General features: G+C 41.9%; 20 protein-coding genes and 1 riboswitch. Of the genes, 10 read left to right on the forward strand and 10 right to left on the reverse strand.

The window, feature by feature from the left end:
• Window positions 1-285: 285 nt before the first annotated feature.
• Window positions 286-2109, forward strand: coding sequence for a translational GTPase TypA (typA, locus tag PSH50_RS15965; RefSeq protein WP_004589455.1), 1824 nt, complete (start codon window positions 286-288; stop codon window positions 2107-2109).
• A 1163-nt stretch (window positions 2110-3272) separates the two neighbouring features.
• Here the strand turns inward: typA and PSH50_RS15970 are convergent.
• From PSH50_RS15970 to PSH50_RS15980, 3 genes are all read right to left on the reverse strand, one after another.
• A complete protein-coding gene (locus PSH50_RS15970) occupies window positions 3273-4007 on the reverse strand; it encodes a CBM9 family sugar-binding protein (RefSeq protein ID WP_024032000.1) in 735 nt (244 codons plus the stop codon).
• Window positions 4008-4070: 63 nt separating this feature from the next.
• The gene (locus PSH50_RS15975; protein ID WP_273609828.1) at window positions 4071-5162 is read right to left on the reverse strand and encodes an MBL fold metallo-hydrolase; all 1092 of its coding nucleotides are present in this window, start codon (window positions 5160-5162) and stop codon (window positions 4071-4073) included.
• Window positions 5163-5292: 130 nt separating this feature from the next.
• Window positions 5293-5949, reverse strand: a complete 657-nt coding sequence (locus PSH50_RS15980) for a DUF2959 domain-containing protein (protein ID WP_004588426.1) — start codon at window positions 5947-5949, stop codon at window positions 5293-5295.
• A gap of 85 nt (window positions 5950-6034) precedes the next feature.
• Between PSH50_RS15980 and PSH50_RS15985 the strand changes: the two genes are divergently transcribed.
• Complete coding sequence (locus PSH50_RS15985; RefSeq protein WP_029773504.1) at window positions 6035-6937, forward strand: virulence factor BrkB family protein; 903 nt, start codon at window positions 6035-6037, stop codon at window positions 6935-6937.
• Complete coding sequence (gene dtd, locus PSH50_RS15990; RefSeq protein ID WP_096040994.1) at window positions 6938-7375, forward strand: D-aminoacyl-tRNA deacylase; 438 nt, start codon at window positions 6938-6940, stop codon at window positions 7373-7375.
• Here the strand turns inward: dtd and PSH50_RS15995 are convergent.
• Window positions 7372-8073 (reverse strand): spermidine synthase, encoded by a 702-nt coding sequence (locus PSH50_RS15995; protein WP_273609829.1) that lies wholly within the window; start codon window positions 8071-8073, stop codon window positions 7372-7374. The two genes, dtd and PSH50_RS15995, sit on opposite strands and share 4 nt — an antisense overlap.
• 431 nt (window positions 8074-8504) lie before the next feature.
• Here PSH50_RS15995 and PSH50_RS16000 point away from each other — a divergent pair, with 431 nt between their 5' ends.
• Window positions 8505-9398, forward strand: coding sequence for a bifunctional GNAT family N-acetyltransferase/hotdog fold thioesterase (locus PSH50_RS16000; protein WP_024032005.1), 894 nt, complete (start codon window positions 8505-8507; stop codon window positions 9396-9398).
• 72 nt (window positions 9399-9470) lie between these two features.
• Here the strand turns inward: PSH50_RS16000 and PSH50_RS16005 are convergent, their stop codons facing one another.
• The 5 genes from PSH50_RS16005 to dapA all read right to left on the reverse strand — a co-directional run bounded on the left by PSH50_RS16005 (window position 9471) and on the right by dapA (window position 14687).
• Complete coding sequence (locus PSH50_RS16005) at window positions 9471-10505, reverse strand: phospholipase A (RefSeq protein ID WP_004588421.1); 1035 nt, start codon at window positions 10503-10505, stop codon at window positions 9471-9473.
• 209 nt (window positions 10506-10714) lie between these two features.
• Window positions 10715-11836 carry a succinylglutamate desuccinylase/aspartoacylase family protein gene (locus PSH50_RS16010; RefSeq protein WP_055255163.1) on the reverse strand — a complete coding sequence of 374 codons (1122 nt, stop codon included), beginning with the start codon at window positions 11834-11836 and terminating at the stop codon, window positions 10715-10717.
• 5 nt (window positions 11837-11841) lie between these two features.
• Window positions 11842-13047, reverse strand: a complete 1206-nt coding sequence (locus tag PSH50_RS16015) for a PLP-dependent decarboxylase (protein WP_273609830.1) — start codon at window positions 13045-13047, stop codon at window positions 11842-11844.
• Complete coding sequence (locus PSH50_RS16020; RefSeq protein WP_054983375.1) at window positions 13047-13787, reverse strand: 2,3,4,5-tetrahydropyridine-2,6-dicarboxylate N-succinyltransferase; 741 nt, start codon at window positions 13785-13787, stop codon at window positions 13047-13049. The genes PSH50_RS16015 and PSH50_RS16020 overlap by 1 nt, the downstream gene beginning before the upstream one ends.
• 15 nt (window positions 13788-13802) lie before the next feature.
• Window positions 13803-14687, reverse strand: a complete 885-nt coding sequence (gene dapA, locus PSH50_RS16025; RefSeq protein ID WP_029773500.1) for a 4-hydroxy-tetrahydrodipicolinate synthase — start codon at window positions 14685-14687, stop codon at window positions 13803-13805.
• Window positions 14688-14815: 128 nt separating this feature from the next.
• A riboswitch (Lysine riboswitch) is annotated at window positions 14816-15012 on the reverse strand.
• Between the two features lie 194 nt (window positions 15013-15206).
• On the opposite strand from dapA, the gene PSH50_RS16030 reads away from it, so the two are divergent.
• The 6 genes from PSH50_RS16030 to PSH50_RS16055 all read left to right on the forward strand — a co-directional run bounded on the left by PSH50_RS16030 (window position 15207) and on the right by PSH50_RS16055 (window position 23692).
• A complete protein-coding gene (locus PSH50_RS16030) occupies window positions 15207-15911 on the forward strand; it encodes a DNA-3-methyladenine glycosylase I (RefSeq protein ID WP_273609831.1) in 705 nt (234 codons plus the stop codon).
• Window positions 15912-15913: 2 nt separating this feature from the next.
• Window positions 15914-17320 carry a YdiU family protein gene (locus PSH50_RS16035; RefSeq protein WP_273609832.1) on the forward strand — a complete coding sequence of 469 codons (1407 nt, stop codon included), beginning with the start codon at window positions 15914-15916 and terminating at the stop codon, window positions 17318-17320.
• Between the two features lie 334 nt (window positions 17321-17654).
• Window positions 17655-18713, forward strand: coding sequence for an OmpA family protein (locus PSH50_RS16040; RefSeq protein WP_004588161.1), 1059 nt, complete (start codon window positions 17655-17657; stop codon window positions 18711-18713).
• 308 nt (window positions 18714-19021) lie between these two features.
• Complete coding sequence (acnB, locus tag PSH50_RS16045; protein ID WP_004588162.1) at window positions 19022-21619, forward strand: bifunctional aconitate hydratase 2/2-methylisocitrate dehydratase; 2598 nt, start codon at window positions 19022-19024, stop codon at window positions 21617-21619.
• 198 nt (window positions 21620-21817) lie between these two features.
• The gene (locus PSH50_RS16050) at window positions 21818-22450 is read left to right on the forward strand and encodes a 2OG-Fe dioxygenase family protein (RefSeq protein ID WP_004588163.1); all 633 of its coding nucleotides are present in this window, start codon (window positions 21818-21820) and stop codon (window positions 22448-22450) included.
• Window positions 22451-22459: 9 nt separating this feature from the next.
• On the forward strand, window positions 22460-23692 hold the full coding sequence (locus PSH50_RS16055) for a cysteine desulfurase-like protein (protein ID WP_273609833.1): 1233 nt from the start codon (window positions 22460-22462) through the stop codon (window positions 23690-23692).
• Between the two features lie 143 nt (window positions 23693-23835).
• Here PSH50_RS16055 and PSH50_RS16060 read toward each other — a convergent pair whose 3' ends face one another.
• Window positions 23836-24540, reverse strand: coding sequence for a 2OG-Fe(II) oxygenase (locus tag PSH50_RS16060; RefSeq protein WP_004588165.1), 705 nt, complete (start codon window positions 24538-24540; stop codon window positions 23836-23838).
• Window positions 24541-24574 lie beyond the last annotated feature (34 nt).

Here is a 24574-nt window from a genome sequence, read left to right on the forward strand (position 1 = left end):
TAACTTAAATAGTAAATAGTGCCAAAGCAATCAACAAATTAGCTAAAAAACGACAATTTATGTAATTTGTCGAAATTTATTTCATATAATTGTCATATAAAAAACAGATACTTAGTAAAAGTATTAAGAAAGTTTTTAAAATTGTATTGGATAAACTTTCATCCATGTCATTAATGAGGGATAATATGCGCCCTTTTAAATCCTATGCTGGGACATCTGGTGAAAACGCAGATGAGTGCGTAGATCTTGCAGGATCAATGAGAATAAACTTCTCTGAGTAAAAATATGAGCATCGAACAGTTAAGAAATATAGCGATTATCGCGCACGTTGACCACGGTAAAACGACATTGGTTGACAAACTACTTGAGCAATCAGGTACATTAGAAACACGCGGCGGTAACGAAGAGCGTGTGATGGACTCAAACGACATTGAGAAAGAACGTGGTATTACCATTTTGGCTAAAAACACAGCCATTTCTTGGAAAGACTACCATATCAATATCGTAGATACCCCGGGACACGCCGATTTTGGTGGTGAAGTTGAACGCGTACTTTCGATGGCTGACTCAGTATTATTACTTGTTGATGCTCAAGAAGGTCCAATGCCGCAAACGCGTTTCGTAACGCAAAAAGCATTCGCGCAAGGCTTAAAGCCAATTGTTGTTATCAACAAAATCGACAAGCCAGGTGCACGTCCTGATTGGGTTATGGATCAAATCTTTGATTTATTCGACAACCTTGGTGCAACTGACGAACAGCTAGACTTTAAAGTAATCTACGCTTCAGCAATCAACGGTTGGGCTACACTAGATTTAGACGAGCCGTCTGACAACATGGAACCTATGTTCCAAATGATCGTTGACGAAGTATCACCACCGGATGCAGATCCTGAAGGTGACTTCCAAATGCAGATTTCTCAGCTTGATTACAACTCTTATAAAGGTGTAATCGGTATTGGCCGTATCAAACGTGGTTCTGTTGTGCCTAACCAGCAAGTAACGATTGTTAGTGCTGATGGCTCTACGCGTAACGGCAAAATCGGTTCAGTACAAAGCTACCTAGGTCTTGAGCGTATCGAAACAGATAAAGCTTACGCTGGTAACATTGTGACGGTAACAGGTCTTGGCGAGCTTAAGATTTCAGATACTGTTTGTTGTCCTAACAACGTTGAAGCATTACCACCACTAAGTGTTGATGAGCCAACAGTAACGATGACGTTCTCTGTAAATAACTCTCCGTTCTGTGGTAAAGAAGGTAAGTTTGTAACATCACGTAATATTCGTGAGCGTTTAGACAAAGAATTAGTACATAACGTTGCACTTCGTGTTGCAGATACTGACAACCCAGATAGCTTCCGCGTATCGGGCCGTGGTGAATTACACCTTGGTATCTTAATCGAAAACATGCGTCGTGAAGGTTACGAGCTAGCTGTATCTCGTCCAGAAGTAATCTTACGTACTGTTGATGGCGTATTAGAAGAACCGTATGAAACACTAACAATTGACTGTGAAGAAGAGCACCAAGGTTCTATCATGGAGCAAATTGGTCTTCGTAAAGGTGAGCTTACTGATATGGCACCAGATGGTAAGGGCCGTATGCGTTTAGACTTTATGATCCCAAGCCGTGGCTTAATCGGTTTCCAAACTGAGTTCATGACGTTAACTTCAGGTTCTGGTTTACTTTACCATACATTCGATCACTACGGTCCGCACAAAGGTGGCGAGCTAGGTGTTCGTAAGAACGGTGTAATGATTGCAAATGCTACAGGTAAAGCACTTACTAACGCATTATTTAACTTACAAGAGCGTGGTAAATTATTCATCGGTCACGGTGTTGAAGTTTACGAAGGTATGGTTATCGGTATTCATAGCCGTGATAATGACCTTACAGTTAACGCCCTTAAAGGTAAGCAACTTACTAACGTTCGTGCATCTGGTACAGATGAAGCACAAACATTGACGCCACCATTGAACTACACACTAGAGCAAGCGCTTGAGTTCATCGATGATGACGAGTTAGTAGAAGTAACACCTGAGAACATTCGTATTCGTAAGCGTCACTTAACTGAAAGTGAGCGTAAGCGTGCGGGTCGTGCTCCAAAATCATAATCTATTAATTTAGAGTAATGGTTTAAAAGCCGCTGTATTGCAAAATACAGCGGCTTTTTTGTGGGTTAAAACAAGAGTTGTAAGTTGTACGAACTGTGATCATACCGCTAAAAGCGCAGCGCCTCTTATTCTCTTTGTGAATAATTCACTTAAAAAATATTTGCACAAGGAGAAGGGAATGAGAAGTAAAAGAGTCAGATCTTAAACAATCGATAACGCAAAGCATCATAATTGTTGGTAGGGTATTTTTTCGTTGGGTTTCGCTACGCTCAACCCAACCTACTTCTCAACTATTTATTAGTAGTTACTTTTTGGCGGTTGAGTGGTTTTTCCAAATACCTCAGTGTTTATAGTTCGTTCTATAGTGAAACTGCCACAATGTATTTATCTCTAAAAGCGCAGCGCCTCTTATTCTCTTTGTGAATAATTTACTTAAAAAATATTTGCACAAGGAGAAGGGAATGAGAAGGGAATGAGAAGGGAATGAGAAGTAAAAGAGTCAAAGCTTAATCAATCGATAACGCAAAGCATCTGTCATTGTTGGTTGGGTATTTTTTCGTTGGGTTTCGCTACGCTCAACCCAACCTACTTCTCAACTATTTATTAGTACTTACTTTTTGGCAGTAGAGTGGCTTTTCCAAATACGTCAGTGTTTATAGTTCGTTCTATGGTGAAACAACTGCCACAATGTATTTATCTTTAAAAGCGCAGCGCCTCTTATCCTCTTTGTGAATAATTCACTTAAAAAATATTTGCACAAGGAGGAGGGAATGAGAAGCAAAAGAGTTAAAGCTTAAACAATCGATAATGCAAAGCATCTGTCATTGTTGGTAGGGTATTTTTTCGTTGGGTTTCGCTACGCTCAACCCAACCTACATCTCAACTATTTATTAGTGGTTACTTTTTGGCAGTAGAGCGGCTTTTCCAAATACGTCTGTGTTTATAGTTCGTTCTATAGTGAAACTGCAGCAATGTATTTATCTCTAAAAGCGCAGCGCCTCTTATCCTCTTTGTGAATAATTCACTTAAAAAATATTTGCACAAAGAGAAGTAAAAGAGTCAAAGCTTAATCAATCGATAACGCAAAGCATCTGTCATTGTTGGTAGGGTATTTTTTCGTTGGGTTTCGCTACGCTCAACCCAACCTACTTCTCAACTATTTATTAGTGGTTACTTTTTGGCAGCAGGGTAATTTTGCCAAAGACATCTGCGTCTATAAAACCACGGTTTCTGTCGCCATTGACTGGTTGTACTTCGTGAGAGCCCATAAAGTGCTCGCGTACTTCGCTGCCATCGTTATCGCAATACGCGAGCATAAAGCCAATGACTTGTTTTTCATTAAGCGTAATGGGCGTGTTTACAGCGCCTTCTTGGTAATCGTTAGGGTAGAGCTTTATAGCAACTTCCCAGGTGATGTTATAAGGGGCTTGGGTATTACGCTTCCAGTTACTTGTTAAGTGGTCGGTGTATAAATGGGCTTTTTTATCGGGGCCGTAATCGGCGGCTTGGTTATCAAGGCCAATATGATATGCCAACGCGGTATGGTTAAACTGGTGAATACCACCTGAGGCGTCGCTATCGATAAAAATTTCCAGCGCATCGTCATCCCAATATTTTACGGTCGGGTCTGGGTGCGTATCAATAAGTACATCGTCAGTTATATCAGCTTGTAAATACAGGTAGTTTTTATCCCACAGCAGGCGGTAGCGGCCTTTAAAGTCGGCATCTGATGAGGGCAAGGTGCCATCCATTAAATGCGGCATATCATGCCACGTTGCTTTATCCCATGCGCTTTCAGATACGCCATCAATAGTAATAGGGGTCGATGTGTGCGCTACATCAATGGCCATTACTGGGGCGCTTAATAAACAGCTTAAAGCTAATGCGTGTTTTTTCATTAATTTCTCAATGTTAATATGTATTTAGATATTACAATCATCCTAAAACAGTTCAGCAATGAGTTACAGTGAAATACTTTCGCCTTCGTTTAAAATATATAAAGGTGTGGTTGAAGCCATTTTATTGTGCATATGTAGTAACCTTAGCAGTGCTGAATGACTTGTCCGGTCGCCCATTTTCCAGCTTGAGTTACCATAGCCCCACGGTATCATTACTTTACAGTTAAGGTCACTAGCTGCATTTACAGCATCCTCTGGTGTGGTGTGTACATAACGATACCAAGTAGGGCTGTCTTCACTGTAATACGAGGCTATGGGCAGTAGGCATATGTCTATATCGCCATACTTTTGCTGAATGTCTTTAAAGTGTTTTGAGTAGCCGGTATCGCCTGCAAAAAACACGGTACTGCCGTTTTGCTCAAGCAACCAGCCATTCCATAGGTCTTTATCGTTATCTTCGTAAATAAAGGGCACCAATACACGGCTACTAAAGTGGTGCGCTGGTAGGGCATGAATCGTTAAATCATCAAGCTGTGTTTTTGCATACCAGGCCATTTCGCTAATGTTATAGCCACCAGTAGGGAAGTTGTCGGCCATACCTAATGGCGTTAAGTAGCGAGGTTGATTACCAAGCTCTTCTATATCGGCTTTATTAAAGTGATCGTAATGAATATGCGAGTACATCACTGCACTTAGGTTTTTAAGCTCGTTTTGTGTAAGCCAATCGCCGGGTTGCCTGTAAAACCCTGATGCTAACCTAAAGGCTAAATCAACAGGTGAGTCGAACTGCTCTTTTACAGGGTCAAATAGCACGTGTTGTCCGTTAGGTGTGCGGATCATAAACCCAGCGTGCCCTAACCAGCGCACGGTAAAGCCCGTATTTAAATTAATTGGCTTTTGCTCAGCAATAAATTGGCAATCTTCAGCGTCTTGTTTGCATTGTAATTTAGGGCTTGGCGGGTAGCAGCCGGTTTCGCAGGTGGTGGGGTAGGTTTTTTTGCCAGGGTAGAGGTTATAAAAGCGTCCTTTTCGCTCGCCTGTTTGATGTTGCGGGGTAAGCGTGCTTTCCCCTGCAATCACCTCAATGCGATTAGCGGTTTCGCAAGCGCTAAGCAATCCACAAATAAATACAAGGCTGGTGGTTTTTAGTTTCATTGTTGCTATCTATTATTATTTTTATAAAAGTATAACAACATCAAAAGATTAACAAATAGTTCAAAGGTAACAAAACGTAACAACAAAAAAGCCTGCAATAAGCAGGCTTTGTTAGGCAGATTTTAATTGATTAGCCAGCGCTATTCATTTGCTCTATAAACTTGTTTGAATCGGCAATTGATTTATTCATGTCGTTCATCAGCACTTGAATATCACGCTTTAAATTAGTGAATTCGCCTTTAATAGCGGCAACCGCTTGTGCGTTTAAGTTATGCTTTAAGTACAGTACGTTATCTTGTAACGACGATAGCACTGGTTCCATTTTGCTTTCTGCACTGCGCATAGAGCGAAGTAACTGGCTAAATTGGCGTTGTGTAGCCGCTAGCTTTTTACTGCTTTCGCGTTTAAGCGACGCGCTTTTGTATTGCTCAAGCTCATCGCTCCATTCGTCAAATAAAGCTTCTGCTACATCTTCAACTTTATTAATATTGCTCGACACTTCATTAGCGGCTGCTAAGCTCGACTCATAATCATCGTTAAGTTGATTGTAGGCATCTTGTAACTCGCCGCCATCAAAATTAATTAAAGTTGTTAGGCGCTCAAGTGCTGATTGAAATTCTTCTTGCGACTCTTCTTGTGAATCTTTGGTTTCTTCTACGCGGTCAATAAGAATGTCGCGCTTATGTACACCTACTTTTTCCATTGCAGAATAATAGGCCGACTGACAGCCCGATAAAGTAAGCGTAATGGCCAGTACCGAGGCGCTAAGTAATGTTTGTTTTTTCATTTGGATCCCTATTTACCAGTAAGTGCTGTAAATTATGGTGCTGATTGCTATCATAATCAAAATTCGATTAGCACAAGTCAATTGTATGAATGATAAGCTCTCCCTTTATAAACAGCAAGCTATCTCCTTTTTAAGGCAACAGCCAAGCTGGTGGATGCAGTACGTTAACCGCTGTATAGACGATCAAATTACAGTGAATGCAGGCTACCTTGCCTATGTTACTTTGCTTTCTTTAGTGCCTTTGATAGCGGTAGGCGTGGCAATATTTTCGGCCTTCCCGGGGTTTGAGTCGACCCGCATAGCCATAGAAAGCTTTTTGTTTACTAACTTTGTACCTACCTCATCTGATGTTATTAAAGAGCATATAAGCTCCTTTGCTGGCAATGCGAACCAAATGACCGCCGTGGGTATTGGCTTTTTAGCGGCGATTGCATTGCTGCTTATACGTAATGTTGATGCCACGCTTAATCGCATTTGGCGTATTAAGAAAAAACGCCCCATGATGATCTCTTTTGCGGTTTATTGGATGGTATTGAGCTTAGGCCCCGTACTGCTAGGCGCAAGTATTGGTGTTACATCGTATATTGTTTCGTTAGTGTCGTTTGCCGATCAGGGCATTCCTGGGTTTAGTGGCTTTTTGTTAAAGCTGGTGCCTTATGGCTTTTCGATGATTGGCTTTTTAATGTTATACACTTTAGTGCCTAACACGCCTGTATCTATTCGGGCTGCGCTACCGGGGGCTCTTTTTGCGGCAGTATTATTTGAGCTGACTAAAAAAGGCTTTGCGCTTTATATTAGCCACTTTCCATCGTACGAAGTAATTTATGGCGCTGTTGCGACTATTCCTATTTTATTTGTGTGGGTGTATTTGTCGTGGGTGGTGGTGCTATTAGGGGCCGAATTTACCGCCTGTATAAGCCCTAATCATGTACCACAAACACCAGAAATAGACATTGATGAAGAACTAAAAACAGAGGAACGCAGTTAAATGCAGGGCTTAATACAACGTGTAAAAAGTGCCAAAGTAGAAGTTGATAACCAAGTTATAGGTGAAATTGGCCAAGGTATATTATTGTTACTCGGTGTTGAAAAACCAGATGATGAGCAAACCGCCGACAAACTATTGCATAAGGTAAGTAATTACCGAATATTTACCGATGAAAACGACAAAATGAACTTAAGCCTAAAAGATATAGGCGGTGAGTTACTCGTGGTGTCGCAATTTACATTAGCGGCTGATACTAAAAAAGGCATGCGCCCAAGCTTTTCATCGGCAGCCACACCTAGCCAAGCTAACGCGCTTTACGAGTATTTTGTAACTCAAGCTAAAGCGCAAGGTATTAGTGTGGCAACGGGAGAGTTTGGCGCCGATATGCAAGTGAGCTTGTGTAACGATGGGCCTGTTACGTTTAACTTATCGGTTTAATTACCAGCTTTAGTAACAATAATAATATGATTCACAAAGCCCGCAATTTTATGCGGGCTTACTTTTACGCCAAACACATTAAATAGTAATTGCTGTAACTGAATTAACTGCGACTCATGTTGCGATAAAAAGTTAATAAATAACGTGCCACCTGCGTTTAGCGCATCGTATATTTTTTGATAAAAAGCGCGTTCAAACAAAAATCGTGGTGCATCTATCTGGCTAAATAAATCAAGAATAATCCAGTCATGGCTATGTGCCTTGCTAAGTACATTTTGCGCGTCATCACACTGCACGTCACTTTGGTTTTTAAGAGCGAAAAAATCTGTATAGCAGGCAATTATATCTGCATTTTTTTCAACTGATGTTACGTGTGCCTGCGGGTAAGTGTATTGTAAGTAATTACGTATAGCGCCACCGCCAAGACCAAGTTCTAACACATGATTTGGCGGTGCTAAGGTTTGCCACTGCTTAGCTAAATAGGTTAAATGTGGAAATAGTAAGCGCTGTGGATTGTTAAGCTCTATCACCGATTGCAACGTATCGTTAATCAGCAGCCAGCGAAGCTGCCCGAATTGGCGAACCTGTATGTGATCGCCTGCATATTTATGCCAGTAAACTAGTTGCCCAATTTCTTGGCTGTGACTAATAAAGTGGCTACTCACTACACCCGTTAAAGGGTTTATAAAATCGCTCATAACATTAAGGGCCTGTTGACCTTTCAGGATTAAAGTTTGTTCAATCTAGGGGCGATTTAATCGCGGCGCGAGATTTGTAACCTAGTGGGCTCGGTAACTGCTCCTGCGTTACTCTACTGGCTTACACCCATGTAGGCAACAAAGAGTTAATTTCCTCTAGGCAGAACTCTTCGCTCAGTGCATGTTCAATCTCTAAAGGCCCAGCATAAACTAGCTGATGCTATGGGTAAAACAGTTATTTTTTCGCTTGCTTACCAAAGTCGTATTGGCAGTGTTTAAAAGATGGAGTATGGTATTTGCCATAATAATTCCAACCAACTTAATCTTTAATTTTCTAATGTAAAAACCAATGTGCAGGTTAAAGAGTTATTCAGTTGGATTACATGCCGTAGCCTTTATTTTTTATTTACGGCAAAACAACAGGAGTATATATGTTTCAAGTAACGACACCGCAGAGCAGCGAAGACTGGCAAGCGTACTATCAATTACGTTGGGAAGTACTACGTGCGCCTTGGAATGAGCCTCGTGGCTCTGAACAAGATGATATGGAACAAGACTCAGAGCATCGCTTTATTAAAAATAACAACGGTGATGTGCTTGGTGTGGCCCGTTTACACTTTAACAACCATGAACAAGCGCAAGTACGTTACATGGCCGTAGCCGAAGGCAACCGTAACCAGCATATTGGTAGCCGTTTATTACACGAGCTTGAAAAAATAGCATGGACGCAAAACGCAGGCGAATTAGTGTTATTTGCTCGCGAGCGTGCGCTTGAGTTTTATAAGCGCCACGGCTACGAGCTAAAAGAAAAAGCCCACTTAGCGTATGGCGATGTACAACATTTCAAAATGATTAAGCAAAAGCCTAGTGAGCCGGGTTGGTTTCGCCACCCTGATTGGACGCAAGTACTGCAAAATATTTGGCGTGAATCAATCCCAATTAGTGATGCAATGGGTATAAAAGTAGAAAGCTACACTGATTGGCAGTTTACAACGCGTGCTGATTTAGACGCTAACTTAAACCTACACAACACCATGTTTGCAGGCTCTATATACAGCTTAGCAACCTTAACAGGTTGGGGCGCAACGTACTTAGCGCTTAAAGAGGCAGGGCTTGAGGGCAATATTGTATTAGCCGATGCCACTATAAAATACTTAAAACCACTTAATACCGACCCACGCGGTTGTGTTGATGTGCAAACCTGTAAAGGTAAGCTCAGTGAGCTGGAAACAACAGGCAAAGCAAGCTACGTAGTACCTGTTACTATATTTGATGGCAGCGATGTTGTTGCAGAGTTTGAAGGGGTGTTTGCCGTTAAAAAATAACGAGTAACGCTTTAATAAAAAAGCCAAGCACTTTATAAAAGGGCTTGGCTTTTTTTATGGTGTATTAATAAATTATAGTAAATCGGTAAGTAATATACCTACACCAATACGCTCTACATCGGCGTTATAATCAATTAGGCTCTCACCGTAACCGTTAAAGTACTGCGCGTAGCCACGCAAACGACCCCAAAGCGGGAATGACCAATCTAGTTGAAGTGCACCACGGTTATCTGAATTTAAATTATTACGAGTCATAAAGCTAAACTCGTGATCGTGATAACGATACGCCCCGCCAAATTCAAAGTAACCCATGTATTTGTAAATATCTGGATTGTCGTCGCCATCGGCTTCTAATATATTGTCTTTTTCATCCTCGGCAATGCGATACCAAGGTTTAAAGCTAAATACAAAACCGCTCTTTTCCCATATAAAATCGGCGTAAATTCGGTTCCATGAACGAGAGTTTGGCTGGCTGCGGCCATTAGATTGGTGCGAAATACCCAGCGCTATGGCCATTTCGTCGCCCCAAAGTACGTTTTCTTGGTCTAGGTAGTTTACCCAAAATATTTCTGGTTCGTAGTTGGTTTCACGAAACGGAGAAGAAATCTCTGAGTTATAAATTTGCCAATACGACTGCAAGGTAAAGCCAAAAAATATGGCTTGGTCGTCATCTGCAAAATCATCGTACAGTGGCACTTTAATAGAAAGCTGATATTTAGCCTCTAGGTTATCAAGGGGTTCGCCATTTTCTTCATCTGTTAGCTCGTCAAAGCCATCAAACGGGCGATCGTTAGGGTGCGAGACATACGATAAAGGTAAAATGTAGTTACGTTTATGCGGCGTAATTACGTTACGATTTTTTTTGCTTACCTCTTCGCGAGCCTTGCGTTTATCAAGTGCGGTAAGTTGTTTGTTTTCTTCAAGGGCGGAGCACTTTGTGCGCAGCTCGTCTAAGGTTTGCTTACCATCGCCACCAATTACTTCATTTAAAATACATTGCTTAACTAGCTCTATGTCGTTGTCTTGTTCATTTTTTTTAACCTCTTGTTGGGCAAAAGAGGGTGTGCTTAGTAAAGCCGTAACTGCAATCCAATAACGCCAGCTCATTGTTTATTCCTTTGAGAGTAAGGTAGATTTATAAATTATAACGTGTTTTTACATTTGTAACGGTGAACTTTCACTGAATTTACACTTATTTGATTACCTTACGTTTACACCGTTATCACAGATCAAAAAAAGCGGCATATAGCCGCTTATATTGTAAGTTAGTTAACTTACTCTCACGCAATGAGAAGGGGGAGTTATAGCGCGGTGCGTTATAACTCAAATACGTTAGTAAAAAACTTATAAAGTTCAGTGCCTTGGTTTACGCTTGCTGAGGCAAAATGCAAAATAGCAATTGCATCGCAATCAAGGCTTAATGTTTGTAGGGGTTGCTCAGTTAAATAGCGCTCCATGCGTAATATATGGGCTATTGGCTCACCTGCCTTTATGTGTGCGCCTAACGGGGCAACATATTCAACCATGCCGCCAATCGGCGCATAATAAGCAAAGTAGTCATCTAAATGGCACGCATAACGAGTCATCTGCTTAGGTTGATACGCTGCATCTACCAATACATTTTTATGGTTCAAATAGCTTAAAATGCTGTTTGCATCGTCAAAGGCGGCTGCTAAATCTATTTTTTCTTGGCTGCCTAGCTCTACTGTAAAGGCCTCAACCTGTACATTAAAGTCCCTGCCTTGCGCACTAAGTGCATCACTTAGATGCCACCATGGGCAAAAGCTAGCTTCATCCATTGCGCCATCAAAGTCGCTTGGAATAAGCAGTACGTGTTCAATATTAAAATAACGTGCGCTGTCGCTGGCATACGTTGGACAGTAAAGATGCTTACTTGAAATAGGGCCCGTATGTAAGTCGAGCACGATATCGGCTTGATGCGCCAGCTTTTGTAGGTTAAGCGCAATGCGTTTACCGGTATTGAGTAAATAAGCTGGGCCGTTAAGTTTGGCATCTATTTCATCAAGCAGGGCTTTTTTAAAATTACTTTTTAAAGCTGCATCGTCGTACTGGCTATGCTCGTGTGCAAACTGGGTAACTAAATCACTATTGTAGTGATACATACGGTTCCAGTTAGTGCCAGTAATAGGGTCGAATCGGCCAAGGGTAAATTCCCCTGACTTTTGATTACAACCTATAGGGTTAGCATAAGGTACTAAGGTAATGTCGCCTTTTAAATTGAGCTGTTTTAACTGCTCTAGCAGCTGAAAAATAACCGCGTTACCTTGTACCTCGGCGCCATGCATATTGGCTTGAATATACACGCTTGGCCCGCTGCCATCGCCTTTTAAGCGATACACCGGAATAGTTAGGGGTAAGCCGTTTGCTACTTCCCCTACTACAATGTTTTCTTGGCTAATGGGTGTTGTTATGCTCATGTTTATTACCTTAAGTAGTGACTGGCATCTTCTGCTTGGCGCACACACGTGAGCTCGCCATTTTGTAACACGTATTCTGCAGCTAGTTCATGGCATAAAAAATAGGGCATGCTTTCGGTAAAACCATAGGCACCACATTGGCTAAACACCAGCCAGTCTTGCTCGTTTAAATCGCTTGGTAGGGTATGCTCGCCTAAGCAATCAAGGGCAGTACATAATGGGCCATATAAGCTCATTGCTTGTTCTGGCGCTGTTGATTCGCGCAGTAACGCCGCAGGAAAATCTTGGCTTGTAACAGCAGGGCGCAATAAGTGGTTAATACCACCGGTTAAAATAACTTGCTGTTGGCCGTAGTTTTGTTTGCACTCAACGACGGGGTTAGCGTAATGACCGCATTCGCCTACAGCGTAACGGCCAAGCTCCATCCAAAGCTCGTCTACACCCGCATCTTTTTTAATTTTTGCCAGCGCGGTGATTAATCCATCCCACTCAAGTGTTGCATCGTTTGGTGTGTAAGGAATACCTAAACCGCCGCCTAAGTCTAAAATTTTCAGGTTTATATTTAAGTTATTAGCCAAGGTGGTAAGCGGTGCAATCATTTGCGACCACAGCTCGCTTAGCTTTTGCGTGCTAAGCATGTTGCCCCACTGAAAAATATGTAGGCCATCAAAATTAAGTGCTGGGTAATCGCCAGTATTGAGCGCTTGCCATTCATCGCAACCAAGCCCAAACGGTGTAAGGCTGTCACCCCCTAATGGGTTTTTTTCACCTTCTGGCCAGCGTAATTGCACACGCAGTAATACTTGCAGCTGCGTATTTTGCAGCTGCGCTTGCTGGTTTAACCAACGTACTTGATTGAGGCTTTCGGCAACAAAAATACGCACGCCGCGCTCAATAAAGTGTTTAATTTGTTTAGGGCTCTTTGCAGGCCCTGTGTTGAGCACGCGCTGTGAACTAATACCTTGTGCAAGGACTTGTTCAAGCTCACCTTTACTTGCTACGTCAAAGTTAAATCCGGCGCTGTCTAGGCATTGAATAACCTTAGAAAGCGGATTGGCTTTTACCGCATACCAAAGCTTTACATCGGTTTGCGCAACTAAACGGGTAAGGTGTGCGTTTAGTTTGTCTAAGTCGTAAACAAAAAAAGGTGTATCAAGTTGCTGAGTAAGTGTATTTACGGCGGCCTTGATAGGCGTGCTCAAAAAGCTCATTATCGTAAAACCTCTTCTAGCAATAACGATGCATCGCTTTGCTCGTCGCGGTATTTAACAATGAGTGCACACGACATGCTTAGGCCTTGCTCACGAGCCCATTCGTTAGACGCAGGGCGAGAGCCTGGTATTACAATAGCGTACTCTGGGATTGGTTCGCCTTTATCTAGCTGACGCTCGTTAACGCAGTCGTATACCGGAATGGTTGCAGATAAACGTACGCCTGGTGCCAGTACTGCACCTTTTTTAACAACTACGCCTTCAACAATCACGCAACCTGCGCCAATAAACGCATCGTCTTCAACCACGACTGGGCTTGCCCCAATTGGCTCAAGTACACCACCAAGTTGAACAGCTGCACTTAAATGTACATTTTTACCAACTTGTGCACACGAACCCACTAATGCGTGGCTATCAACCATAGTCCCTTCGTCGATGTATGCGCCAATATTTACGTACGCTGGTGGCATAATAATAGTGCCTTTAGCTACGTAGGCACCGCGGCGAACACTGGTACCACCTGGTACCATACGCACGCCATCTTCAGTGCTAAATTCTTGTGGTGCAAGGTTGTGTTTATCTACAAACCCGCCTGCAAACTCGGTGTTAGTGCCATTTTTAAAGGCTTCTAAAATGCCTTGCTTTACTTCTACGTTAGCTTCCCATTGGCCGCTTTCGTTTTGTGATGCTGCGCGTACTGCGCCCGATTCTAAATTATTTAGTAGTTCTAACCAGCTCATTATAAAAACCTGTGTTTAATGCCAAGATAAAATGGTGTCGTTTGCAGTGGTAATGCAATCGGTTTGCGTTAACTCAAGATGCGTTAAAGGTGGACGCAACAGTGGGCTATTTAAACGCCCTTGCTGGTGCATTAGCACTTTAACGGGAATAGGGTTTGCTACAGCAAATAGGCTATTAATAGCGCGAGTCCACTGAGCAAATAAATTGGGGTGTTGACCGCTTAGGCTGCGCTTTACAAATTCGTGTGTTTGCAAAGGCCATGCATTGGCCGCAACCGAAACTAAGCCTTTTGCACCTGCTTGGGCAAAGTAGGGCATAAGTGCATCGTCGCCACTGTATAGCGCTAAATTAGGCGCGGCTTGTCGGTATGCTTCAAATTGGGTGATGTTGCCACTGGCTTCTTTTAAAGCCCACAGTTTTGGATGCGCTTTTAAGTTTTCAATGGTTTCGATAGGAATGCTTACACCGCTGCGCCCAGGTACGTTGTACAACATACACGGATGCGCGCTTTCGTTTAATAAGCTTTCGTACCAATGTGTTTGACCTACAGCCCCTGGTTTTGCATAAAGAGGCGAGCCTAATAAGTAGCTGTGAATAGGTAATTGGTTACAGTAGCTAACCCACTCTTTTTGTTGGGCCAAGTTACTACCACCAACAGCAACCATAAGCGGTACACTTGGTTTTAATTGGCACACGTGCTCAACAATGCCTTGCTGCTCTTTAAGTGTAAGGGCTAAGCCTTCACCTGTGCTACCGAGCAGTAAAATACCGTTGTGTGCCGCTTCTTGTTCGCTAACAAGTGTTGTGAGCGTGTCGTAGTCAACATTACCTTGTTGATCAAACGGCGTAACAAGCGCTGTCCACAGTGCGTAGTCGTCTAAATTGAAGTTGTGAATCATCTCTTACGAACCTATAAGGTGTTCGAGATATTAAGGAGGCTGTATGATGTGAGCCGCATTAACGTCGTTCGAACAGTATTCGAAGAGCGAATGGGCTTAAAATAATAGGGCGCACGGCCTTATTATTTAAGACCAGAAGCTCTCCACCAAACTAATAAGCTGCTCTAAAACAGCTATTGGTGACAGTCGCTAGGATTCAACCTAGTCGCCCGAAGTAATTGCTTCGCAAAAGCGTTTACCTCTCGGCGGTATTCCCCTCACATATGCTCACTGGAGTTTGCGCTCCTAACATACGCTACCTGAATAACGCACCTCTTCTAGCCCTTTGTATTTTGTTTAACCGCAAAAGGTTTAACAAAATACAATTTAAATAGGGTAATTGCGGCGATTAAAACATTTTAGCCGTCTAGGTGTCAAGTTGCAGGATACAGATTAGTTCATCGAAAATGTGGGTGGTTACGTATTAGCTGCTTTTCTCGTAAACTAACCCTATGAGCAGTGATGAGGTATTTAATAAGTATGGAAAAATTTAGCGATATTTATAAGCGAGCAGTAGAGCGAAAAGGTTCTGAAAAAATGCTTAAGTTATTACTCGCAAAACCCTTATCTAAAAAAGCATTAAGCGCATTAAGTGACGACGACTGGCTTGAAGAGTTTACCCGAAAAGTATTTCAAAGCGGGTTTTACTGGTCGGTAATAAACAGTAAATGGCCCGGTTTCAGAGAGGTTTTTTGGCAATTTAGTGTTGATAAATTACTTATGATGCCGCCCGATATGCTCGAGCAAAAAGCAACTGATGAGCGTATTATTCGTAATTATAAAAAGGTAAAAACAATTCCTGAAAATGCCTACATGATCCACGAAATAGCACAGCAACATGGCAGTTTTAGCAAGTTTGTAGCTAACTGGCCAAACGATGACATTATTGGTTTATGGGCGCATTTAAAAAAACACGGCGCCCGTTTGGGCGGCAATACAGGCCCGTATGCCTTAAGAGCGCTTGGTAAAGATACTTTTTTACTTTCGCGAGATGTAGAAAGTTACCTAAGAGCGCACAAAATTATCGATGGCGGCCTGCAAACTAAAAAATCACTCACTGCCGCACAGGCGTTTTTTAACGAAATGCAAAAGCAAAGTGGTTTGAGCCTGCAAGAACTTAGCTTAATTGTGGCTTACAGCGTGGGCGACAATCGCGTAGGCATAAGCCAACAAACAGAGGATTAACCATGAAACTAGTGCCAAGATACACTGACATAGCAGATAACTTCGCAATAGAGGACAGTCCTTCAAGCGTTGCAGCCCCGCAATTACTTTTGTGGAACGAAGCGTTAGCACAGCAGTTTAATATAGATGTTGAGCCAGCGCTGCGGGCCAGTACTTTTGCTGGTAACGAGCCACAACCGGTAAATGCTGTAGCGCTTGGCTATTCTGGGCATCAGTTTGGGCACTTTTCGCCGCGCTTGGGGGATGGGCGAGCGCACTTACTGGGTGCTATCAGCGATGATAAAAATCAGCTGTGGGATATTCAGTTAAAAGGCTCAGGCGCCACGCCTTTTTCAAGAGGAGGCGATGGACGATGTGCACTAGGCCCCGCTATTCGCGAGTATATTATGAGCGAAGCTATGCATGGCTTAGGAATTAAAACCACGCGGTGTTTAGCTGTTGTCGGCACAGGCGAAGCTGTTTATCGTAATCCGCCGCAACCAGGCGCAATTGTTACCCGCTTAGCAAGTAGTCATATTCGCGTTGGCTCGTTTCAGTATTTAGCAACTCAAGGTGATGTAGAGGGATTAAAAAAATTAGCTGATGTAGCCATTGAACGCCATTACCCAAGTATTCAATCAACAGGGGCTCAGCGCTATTTAGACTTTTTAGAAGCCGTTATAAATAGTCAGCTAGCGCTGGTTATTAGCTGGATGCGAGTAGGCTTTATTCATGGCGTTATGAATACTGATAATACCTTGATAAGCGGCGAAACTATCGACTACGGCCCGTGTGCAATGATGAATACCTTTGATTTTGATACCGTGTTTAGCTCAATTGATAAGCAAGGTCGCTATGCCTATGGTAATCAGCCAAATATTGTAAGTTGGAACTGCGCGCGTTTAGCTGAGAGCCTAATCCCGCTAATAGATGAAGATGACGAACAAGCTGTAAGTTTAATGACGCCGCTAATTAATCAGTTTTCTACGTTATTTAACGCGCAATATAATCAAATGTGGGCACAAAAATTAGGCTTAGCAGGTTATAAAGAAGACGATGTAGAGCTTGTAAGTAAGTTATTATTGTTATTTCAAGAGCATAAGCTCGATTACACCAATACCTTTGATGCCCTAACCGAGTCACTAGAGGGTGGCAAAGTGCCAGATGAATTAACGCAATGGGCCCAGTTATGGCAAAAAAGATGTGATGAAAACAGCTATAACCTAATGAGAGCGGCTAACCCAAGGGTTATACCGCGTAATCACATCGTCGAAGAAATACTTGCGCAATATAATCAGCACGGCGAGAGCGAGCTGCTAAGCGACTTTTTAATGGTGATGAGTAACCCATATGATAAAACAGCTAACTTAGCCCGCTTTCAAGAGACAGGTAAAGATGACAAGGGCTATCAAACTTTTTGCGGTACTTAAGTATTGTAATTAATTGTAAGTTTTTGATTATAAATAGTCATTTTTAAATAATGCAGTGTACAATGATTGAGCAGTTACTCGCTCGGTGTTATTGTGCGCATTCATAAAAAGTAACTATTTATAAATTACCATAATTTATTAATTGCAGATTAGGTAAAAATTTTTACTTAACCTACAATTGGTGGTTGGAATGCCTGTAGATCGTTGAAAAAATTTATAAACTTTATTTTTCGTTAAGTATCGATTAACAAAAGCTCGGGTAGTGTGTACAAAACTGGTTGAGCTAGTATTGATTAGCTACAATTTTCTAAGTTGTTAAAATGGGAAGAAAACAATGAAATTAAAATCACTTACAATTGCAATTGCGTTAGCTGCAACTAGCGCGTCTACATTCGCTGCCGATAAAGAAGAAGGTTTCTACATTGGTGCATTTGGTGACTACTATGATGCGTCATGGGAAAACATGCGCGCTCAAGCTGGCCTTGACGTAAACGAGTCAACTGGTTGGGGTGTAGAAGCAGGTTACCGTTTCAGCGATTACTGGAGCGCACGCCTTGAGTATGCAGATATGGACTTTAACGCGTTCGATAAAGCTGCGGGCAATCGTAATAATATCGACGGCGAGCGTTACGGTATTGATGCGCTTTACCACCTTGACGGCGGTCCTTTCTACGGTCTATTCGGTATTAAAGAAATGGACGTAGTAGATGACAACACATTCTTAAACGCAGGTGTTGGTTACCAACACTTTATTACTGATGGCTTTTTCGTAAACGCTGAAACTGCGGTATACCAAGGTCTTGATAAAGGTTACACAGATGTAGGTGCTAAAATTGGTATTAACTACTTATTTGGCCAAAACTCTATGCCTGCACAGCCTGTAGAGCCAGCGCCTACAGCAGTAGTAGAAGTACCTGTAGAACCTAAAGACAGCGACAACGACAACATCCTAGATAAAGATGATAAATGTCCTAACACGCCAATGACAGACGCTGTTGATGGCGATGGCTGTACTTTATACGAAGACCGTGAAGTAACAACAAGCTTATTAGTTACTTTCCCACATGATTCTGCACAAGTTGGTCAACGTTACTTTGACGACATTGCATCAGTATCTGAGTTCTTAAAAGAGCACGAAGATACAACTGTACTACTTGAAGGCCACGCGTCAGCGGTAGGTAACGCAAACTACAACAAGATGCTTTCTAAAAAGCGTGCTGATGATGTAGCACAAGAGCTAATTAAAGATGGCATTGCTGAAGATCGCATTACAACTGTTGGTCTAGGTGAAGAACGTCTTAAAAACACAGCTAACACGAAAGAAGCTCACGCTGAAAACCGTCGTGTAGAAGCACATGTAAAATCTATTGAACGTGTAAAAGTTAAGCGTTAATAGTTACTTACTTTATTTTAAAAACCCAGCTTAGTGCTGGGTTTTTTTATGCCTTTAAAACAGCATATGCAGTATTAATTTGATTAAACAAGAATGATTATTACTTAACAAACATTCACGAAAATAGAATTTACGCTTACCACTATTCATAACATTTATAGTCGGTATAATCAGTTGCTTAGCTGGATGGATTTTCATCTATACATAAAAGCTTTATAATCCCGCGTTAGAATACTATAAGTATTGGGTTACTTTTTTTGCGCATGAGGCGCTACCGAATACTTTCACGTCACCAAGAGGGCAATATTGTGCTACAAGAATATCGTAAACACGTAGAAGAACGTGCCGCGTTAGGTATCGTACCAGCGCCATTAGATGCTCAGCAAACGGCTGATCTTATTGAACTAATTAAAAACCCACCAGCGGGTGAAGAAGAGTTCATCTTAGATTTACTAATCAACCGCGTACCACCAGGCGTTGATGATGCAGCATACATCAAAGCAGGCTTTTTAGCGGCAGTTGCTAAAGGCGAAGCACAATCTCCATTAGTATCTAAAGAAAAAGCAGCAGAATTATTAGGTACAATGTTAGGTGGTTACAACATCGCCCCAATGATTGAGCTACTTGATGACGAAACCCTTGCGCCTATCGCTGTAAAAGGTCTATCAAACACATTATTAATGTTTGATGCATTTTACGACGTAGAAGAAAAAGCAAAAGCAGGTAACGAGCACGCTAAAAAGATTATTCAATCTTGGGCAGACGCTGAATGGTTTACTAACAAGCCAGCTGTTGCTGAAAAAATCTCTGTTACTGTATTTAAAGTAACCGGCGAGACAAACACTGATGATTTATCACCTGCACCAGATGCATGGTCACGTCCAGATATCCCACTTCATGCTTTAGCAATGCTAAAAAATGAGCGCGACGGTATCACTCCTGACAAAGCGGGTGAAGTAGGTCCAATCACTAAACTTGAAGAATTAAAAACTCAAGGTTTACCGCTTGCATACGTAGGTGACGTTGTAGGTACTGGTTCTTCTCGTAAATCTGCAACTAACTCTGTGCTTTGGTTTATGGGTGATGATATCCCATACGTACCTAATAAGCGCGTTGGTGGTGTATGTTTAGGTAACAAAATTGCGCCTATCTTCTTCAACACAATGGAAGATTCAGGTGCGTTACCAATCGAGTTAAATGTTGATGAGTTCAACATGGGTGATCAAATTGATATTTACCCATACGAAGGTGTAGTTAAGCGCCACGGTACTGATGACGTTATCTCTACTTTTGAGCTTAAATCAGACGTAATTTTAGATGAAGTACGTGCCGGCGGCCGTATTCCTCTAATCATTGGTCGTGGTTTAACAGACAAAGCACGTACCTCTTTAGGTTTAGGTGCTACTGACGTATTTAAAGTACCAGCAGTAACAGAAGTGTCTGATAAAGGCTTTACACTAGCGCAAAAAATGGTTGGTAAAGCATGTAACGTAGCAGGTATTCGCCCTGGCCAATACTGTGAGCCAAAAATGACCACTGTAGGTTCGCAAGATACTACAGGTCCTATGACACGTGATGAGCTTAAAGACTTAGCATGCTTAGGTTTCTCTGCAGATTTAACAATGCAGTCATTCTGTCATACCTCTGCTTACCCTAAACCAATTGACGTAAACACCCACCATACGCTTCCTGATTTCATCATGAACCGTGGCGGTGTTTCACTTCGCCCTGGTGATGGTGTAATTCACTCTTGGTTAAACCGTATGTTATTACCAGATACTGTAGGTACTGGTGGTGATTCACATACACGTTTCCCATTAGGTATTTCGTTCCCTGCGGGTTCAGGTGCAGTAGCGTTCGCAGCAGCAACAGGTGTTATGCCACTTGATATGCCTGAGTCTATTTTGGTTCGCTTTAAAGGTGAAATGCAACCAGGTATCACTTTACGTGACCTAGTACACGCAATCCCTTACTACGGTATTAAGCAAGGCTTATTAACAGTAGAGAAAAAAGGTAAAATCAACGAATTCTCTGGTCGCGTACTAGAAATTGAAGGTGTTGAGCACTTAACTGTTGAGCAAGCGTTTGAATTATCAGATGCATCAGCAGAGCGTTCAGCAGCAGGTTGTACTGTTAAGCTTTCTAAAGAGTCTATCAGCGAATACCTTGAGTCTAACATTGTTATGCTTAAGTGGATGATCTCTGAAGGTTACGGCGATGTACGTACAATCGAACGTCGTATTAATGCAATGCAAGAGTGGTTAGCTAACCCAGAACTTATGGAAGCTGACGCTGATGCAGAGTACAAGCACGTTGTAGAAATCGACCTAGCAGAAATTAAAGAGCCAATCCTTTGTGCTCCAAATGACCCAGATGATGCGCGTTTACTTTCTGATGTTACTGGCGAGAAAATCGACGAAGTATTCATCGGTTCTTGTATGACTAACATTGGTCACTTCCGTGCTGCGGGTAAATTACTAGATGGCTTTACTGGTCGTATCCCAACTCAACTTTGGGTAGCTCCACCAACGAAGATGGATAAAGACCAACTAACTGACGAAGGTTACTACGGTATCTTTGGTCGTGTTGGTGCGCGTATCGAAACGCCAGGGTGTTCACTGTGTATGGGTAACCAAGCACGTGTTGCTGATAAAGCAACGGTTGTTTCTACTTCAACACGTAACTTCCCTAACCGTTTAGGTACAGGCGCAAATGTATTCTTAGCATCAGCTGAGCTTGCTGCAGTAGCGGCAATTTTAGGTAAATTACCTACACCAGCTGAGTACCAAGAATACGCAGAGAAAATCAATGCAACGGCTGCAGATACATACCGTTACTTGAACTTCCACCGTATGCCTCAGTACACTAAAAAAGCAGACAACGTAATTATTCAGCAAGCTGTATAATTTAAAGCTGTTTTAAAAAAACCCGCTTAGGCGGGTTTTTTATTGGCTAAAATAAAATTGAATATTTCATGCTGTAATAAGTTTTAAATGAATTAAATATAACCATTACCCACTTTTTATATAAATAATAAAGCAAATATTCCTTTCTACATGCATTAAAATCTCTTTCAATATTCTCATTATTTTAAGCGAGATTTTATGACTGCATTAAACAACCAGAATTTACTGCAACTTCGTTTTATTAACCAAGCAAATATTGACTTGGTTAAGCCTTCTTTTGATAACCTACCTGCTAATCCGTATGCAGATGGTGAATTTCGTAAGCGTCGTTACTCGGTAATTAAATTTCAAAATGGTGAGCTAAAACTACAAGCTGCCAAAGCGTTTGTTCAAGACGATTCTATTAATACCTTTCAGGGTAATGTTGAGCGTACTTATGAAAACTTAGAGCAAAGCTTACTTGAGTCCGAAGGTATGAAAAGCATTGTAAGTGAGTTTTGTGAGCTTACCGGCATTGATGAAGGCCGTGATATTGAAATTCACCAATTTAGAATGCTTGCCATTGATAGCGATACGCCCGCAGCACCTGAAGGTGTGCATCAAGATGGGTTTGACCATGTTTGTGTATGTGGTGTTTCTCACGAAAACTTAGAAGGCGGCGAGCTGCTTGTATACGAAAACAAGCAAGCAGAACCGTGTTTTAAAATGGAAATTAAAGACGGAATGTTTGCACTAATAAACGACCGTCAAGTTTGGCACAATGCAACGCCAATGAACAAAGTAGATACAAACAAGCCAGGTTACCTGGATTGTTTTGTACTTACCTCTTAAGGAATGCTCATGAACATAGCGCAACTACGTGAGCAGTTTCCTGCATTAATACAAACCGTTGATGGTAAATCGCCAATATTTTTAGATGGCCCTGGTGGCTCTCAAGTGCCGCAGTCTGTACTAAATGCAATGACTGCTTATTTAGGGCACTACAACTCAAACTTAGGCGGTGCGTTTTTTTCAAGTGATAAAACCGTTGAGTTAATGGCAAATGCGCGCCAAGCAGCAGCCGATTTGCTTAATGCGCCAAGTGCACAAAATATAGTGTTTGGCCCTAACATGACCAGCCTTACCTTTAGCTTTAGCCGTGCTATTTCACGCGATTGGCAAGCCGGTGATGAGATTGTTGTGACTAACGCTGATCACTTCTCAAATGTATCGTCATGGCAGCAAGCAGCGCAAGATAAAGGTGTTAAAGTTCAAACAGCTTTAATTAACGAGGCTGATTGCAGCTTAGATATGGCGCAGTTTGAAAGTTTATTAAACAGCAATACTAAACTGGTTGCGGTAACTTACGCTTCAAATACCACAGGTTCTATTAACGATATAAAACGTATTATAGAGCTCGCCCATGCTGTAGGCGCATTAGTGTACGTTGATGCCGTGCATTATGCACCGCATGAGCTTGTTGATGTTCAGGCCCTTGATTGCGACTTTTTGGCTTGTTCTGCCTATAAGTTTTTTGGTCCTCACTTAGGCATGGTGTACGGTAAAACACAGCATCTTGAAGGTTTTAGGCCTTACAAAGTAGAACCAGCTAAAGATGTAGCACCTGGTCGATGGGAAACAGGCACGCAAAGCTTCGAAGCCTTAGCTGGTTTTATTGCCGCTGTTGATTACATTGCTGCAATTAGCGGGCTTGATGAAGGCCACACGCGCCGTGAAAAGTTAACTGCGGCTTTTGCTAAAACAAAGCAGCACGAAATGGCGCTTAGTGAGTACTTTTTAACGCGTTTAGTTAATTACCCGCGCATTAAGCTATTTGGCATTGATGACCTAGAGCGCTTAAACGAGCGTACGCCTACATTTGCTTTAACCTTTGAAGGACTAGAGCCGCGTGAGGTGTCTGAGTTTTTAGGCAAACAGCATATTTGTGTGTGGGATGGTAATTTTTATGCACAAGGCTTATGTGAGCAGTTAGGCGTACTTGATAAAGGCGGTGTAGTGCGCATTGGTTGTATGCATTACAACACCACCGAAGAGCTAGATAAGTTATTTGATTTGTTTGATCAACTTCTTTGAAACTGACAGATTATACCAATCCGCATAATTAAGTATTATCGCGGATTGGTATGAATACAAATCTGCGCTTTTGAATAACTCTTTTTAAAGCTCAAATGCATTAAAGTTGTCAGCGGTTAGTTAGTTTTTGCCCGCTGACTGTTTTAGCTTTTAGGTGTGCCGTATATGTGCTCTGCGCGATTAAAGAGCACCCATGAAGTTAATATATATTTATCGTTTGATACTGGCTTATTACCTCGATGGGTATGCGTAAAGTAGCCAGGGGCAATGACCATAGTGCCTTTTTTAGGCGCAATTTTACGTTTTTGATAGTAAAACTCTGTTTCGCCACCTTCCTCTACATCGTTTAAATAAAACATAAATAATAATACACGGTGCAGCGCTTCATTGTGTTGTAGCTGTGGATACACTTCACTATGCCAGTAAGGGTAGCCGCCTTTATTTACCTCGTACTTTTGCGCCTGAATGTTCCCAAGTCTAAATATTTGCTGCACCAGCACAGAGAGCTGTGGTTTGCCCACTTCGTCAAAGTTATCCTGTGTTAAATCCACCACATCCCCCGTTTTTGGGTGATAAACTTTTAAGCCAAATGCGCCAATTAGCATAAAAAAGTGTGCTTCTACATAGTTAAAAACATGCTGTGCAGTGGTTTGCTGAATATGCTTTAATTGTTGGGCGTATTCTGGGTAACTGTTTAATTGCAGGTCGTGGCTGTCTTTCTTTTTTAAGTCCACACCACCAGAGGTTACACCTTGTTTTACATGCGGGCTGTTAGAGAATGTGGTAATAAAGTTATCGCAAAAATCATCGCTTAACGCGTTATCAATAACGTGGATAAAGTCCGTCATGATTTACCTTTTTATTTAGTTATTATTTGGATTT

Origin of the sequence: Pseudoalteromonas sp. Angola-7 (assembly GCF_028599255.1) — a bacterium.
GTDB lineage: Bacteria > Pseudomonadota > Gammaproteobacteria > Enterobacterales > Alteromonadaceae > Pseudoalteromonas > Pseudoalteromonas atlantica.

Bases quoted from the DNA above. Each gene is read 5' to 3' on its own strand.
- PSH50_RS15985 (WP_029773504.1), top strand. From the start codon at position 6,035: ATGAATGATAAGCTCTCCCTTTATAAACAGCAAGCTATCTCCTTTTTA.
- PSH50_RS16050 (WP_004588163.1), top strand. From the start codon at position 21,818: ATGACTGCATTAAACAACCAGAATTTACTGCAACTTCGTTTTATTAAC.
- PSH50_RS15975 (WP_273609828.1), bottom strand. From the start codon at position 5,162: ATGAAACTAAAAACCACCAGCCTTGTATTTATTTGTGGATTGCTTAGC.
- PSH50_RS16040 (WP_004588161.1), top strand. From the start codon at position 17,655: ATGAAATTAAAATCACTTACAATTGCAATTGCGTTAGCTGCAACTAGC.
- dtd (WP_096040994.1), top strand. From the start codon at position 6,938: ATGCAGGGCTTAATACAACGTGTAAAAAGTGCCAAAGTAGAAGTTGAT.
- PSH50_RS16015 (WP_273609830.1), bottom strand. From the start codon at position 13,047: ATGAGCTTTTTGAGCACGCCTATCAAGGCCGCCGTAAATACACTTACT.
- PSH50_RS16020 (WP_054983375.1), bottom strand. From the start codon at position 13,787: ATGAGCTGGTTAGAACTACTAAATAATTTAGAATCGGGCGCAGTACGC.
- PSH50_RS16010 (WP_055255163.1), bottom strand. From the start codon at position 11,836: ATGAGCATAACAACACCCATTAGCCAAGAAAACATTGTAGTAGGGGAA.
- PSH50_RS16000 (WP_024032005.1), top strand. From the start codon at position 8,505: ATGTTTCAAGTAACGACACCGCAGAGCAGCGAAGACTGGCAAGCGTAC.
- PSH50_RS16035 (WP_273609832.1), top strand. From the start codon at position 15,914: ATGAAACTAGTGCCAAGATACACTGACATAGCAGATAACTTCGCAATA.
- dapA (WP_029773500.1), bottom strand. From the start codon at position 14,687: ATGATTCACAACTTCAATTTAGACGACTACGCACTGTGGACAGCGCTT.
- PSH50_RS15995 (WP_273609829.1), bottom strand. From the start codon at position 8,073: ATGAGCGATTTTATAAACCCTTTAACGGGTGTAGTGAGTAGCCACTTT.
- PSH50_RS16005 (WP_004588421.1), bottom strand. From the start codon at position 10,505: ATGAGCTGGCGTTATTGGATTGCAGTTACGGCTTTACTAAGCACACCC.
- PSH50_RS16055 (WP_273609833.1), top strand. From the start codon at position 22,460: ATGAACATAGCGCAACTACGTGAGCAGTTTCCTGCATTAATACAAACC.
- PSH50_RS15980 (WP_004588426.1), bottom strand. From the start codon at position 5,949: ATGAAAAAACAAACATTACTTAGCGCCTCGGTACTGGCCATTACGCTT.
- PSH50_RS15970 (WP_024032000.1), bottom strand. From the start codon at position 4,007: ATGAAAAAACACGCATTAGCTTTAAGCTGTTTATTAAGCGCCCCAGTA.
- PSH50_RS16060 (WP_004588165.1), bottom strand. From the start codon at position 24,540: ATGACGGACTTTATCCACGTTATTGATAACGCGTTAAGCGATGATTTT.
- typA (WP_004589455.1), top strand. From the start codon at position 286: ATGAGCATCGAACAGTTAAGAAATATAGCGATTATCGCGCACGTTGAC.
- PSH50_RS16030 (WP_273609831.1), top strand. From the start codon at position 15,207: ATGGAAAAATTTAGCGATATTTATAAGCGAGCAGTAGAGCGAAAAGGT.